The 1348-nt window shown below is 68.0% G+C and carries 2 protein-coding genes and 1 pseudogene; 1 reads left to right on the top strand and 2 read right to left on the bottom strand.

What is annotated here, in order from left to right; translation table 11 throughout:
- Nucleotides 1-370 (top strand): transposase (locus ACWGKU_RS41075; protein ID WP_452181099.1); only part of this gene is annotated, 370 nt, incomplete at its 5' end.
- Between the two features lie 17 nt (nt 371-387).
- On the opposite strand, the gene ACWGKU_RS41070 is transcribed toward ACWGKU_RS41075, so the two are convergent.
- Nucleotides 388-720: a hypothetical protein gene (locus ACWGKU_RS41070; protein ID WP_331768682.1), complete on the bottom strand. Its 333-nt coding sequence runs from the start codon at nt 718-720 to the stop codon at nt 388-390.
- Nucleotides 717-1205: pseudogene (locus tag ACWGKU_RS41065) on the bottom strand (transposase); the annotation flags it as partial. The pseudogene ACWGKU_RS41065 and the gene ACWGKU_RS41070, both read right to left, overlap by 4 nt.
- Between the last annotated feature and the right edge of the window lie 143 nt (nt 1206-1348).

Here is a 1348-nt window from a genome sequence, read left to right as displayed (position 1 = left end):
CTTCCCGCACGCGGTCCAGGCCGTGCGCATCCTGCGCCACCGCACCGACCTCAAGACCGGCACCATCAGCCGCCGGACCATCTATGCGATCACCGACCTGACCTCGCAGGAAGCCTCGCCCGAGCGGCTCGGCCGGCTCGCCAGATCGCAGTGGACCATCGAGAACCGACTCCACTTCGTCCGCGACACGACCTTCGCCGAGGACGCCTCCAGGATCCGCACGGCACACGGCCCGGAGAACATGGCAACCCTTCGGAACCTTGCGATCAACGCCCTCCGCGCCGCCGGGCATCGCAACATCGCCGCTGGCCTCCGCCACGCCTCCTACGAGCCCTTCACGCGCCCGCTCGACCTCCTCGGCATCGCCTGACCAACACAGTCACAAGATCAAAGGACTTTGCAACGGCCCTGGATGTTCTTCGGCAGTGGTTCGTAGCCGAGGGCTTCACAGACGTCCCGGGCCCGCAGGGGCCCGGTCGCCTCGTTGAAGAGGGCGAGGATGCGAGGGTAGTCCGGGTGCTCGGGTGGGGTGGTCTGGGCCGGGAGGCGGTCGGCGAGGGCGGTGACGGTCTTTCGGGTGATCGCGAGGTGTTCGAGCTGGGTCTCGGCCTCCCGCAGCCGACGCTGCAGTTCCTCGATCTGCGTGCGGATGTCGTCGGCCAGGGCCTGGGCGGCGTGCTCTTGGATGTCGAGTGCGTCGAGGAGGGACTGGATGCTCACGCTGTCACCGCCTGCGGGTCGCGCCAGGTGGGCGTGTTCGCGCAGGTGAGACGGCGGGCTATGACCCAAGTCATAGCCCAGTAGACACGCGAGGCGGAGGAGGCCGGGCGGTGCTCGTAGTCGCGGACCAGACGCCGGTGCAGTACCAGGATCCCGTAGGTCTGTTCGACGATCTCGACATCGATACCCAGACCGGCGCCGTGCGCGGTGACCTGCTTCTTGAAGCCCTGGTCGACCAGAGCCTTGCGGACGGTGCCGCCGGTGTGTTCGGCGACCTGGTCCAGCAGGGCGATGCCCGCGACGTTGTCGTGTGTGTTCGCGGCCAGGACGATGACGGCTATGACCAGGCCCAACACGTCGACGGCCAGGGCCCGTTTGCGGCCGAGCACCCGTTTCGCCGGGTCCCGGCCGGTCGTGGAGGAGGGGACCCCGGCGGCCACGTGGACGCTCTGCGTGTCCAGGACCACCAGGGTCGGGTCCTCTAAGGCGTGTCTGACAAATGATCATCTGGCTGGTTCGCGGAGCCAGAGGATTAGCCTCCGCGTTTCGGTTGGGGCTGGCCGAGCTGAGTTGATCTTCCGGGTGGTCGTGATGCGGCTGCTGTGGAAGAGCGGGCATGCCGGGGGCC

The sequence above is a fragment of the Kitasatospora sp. NPDC054768 genome, assembly GCF_053612025.1.
This window is presented reverse-complemented; position numbering and strand designations above follow the sequence as displayed.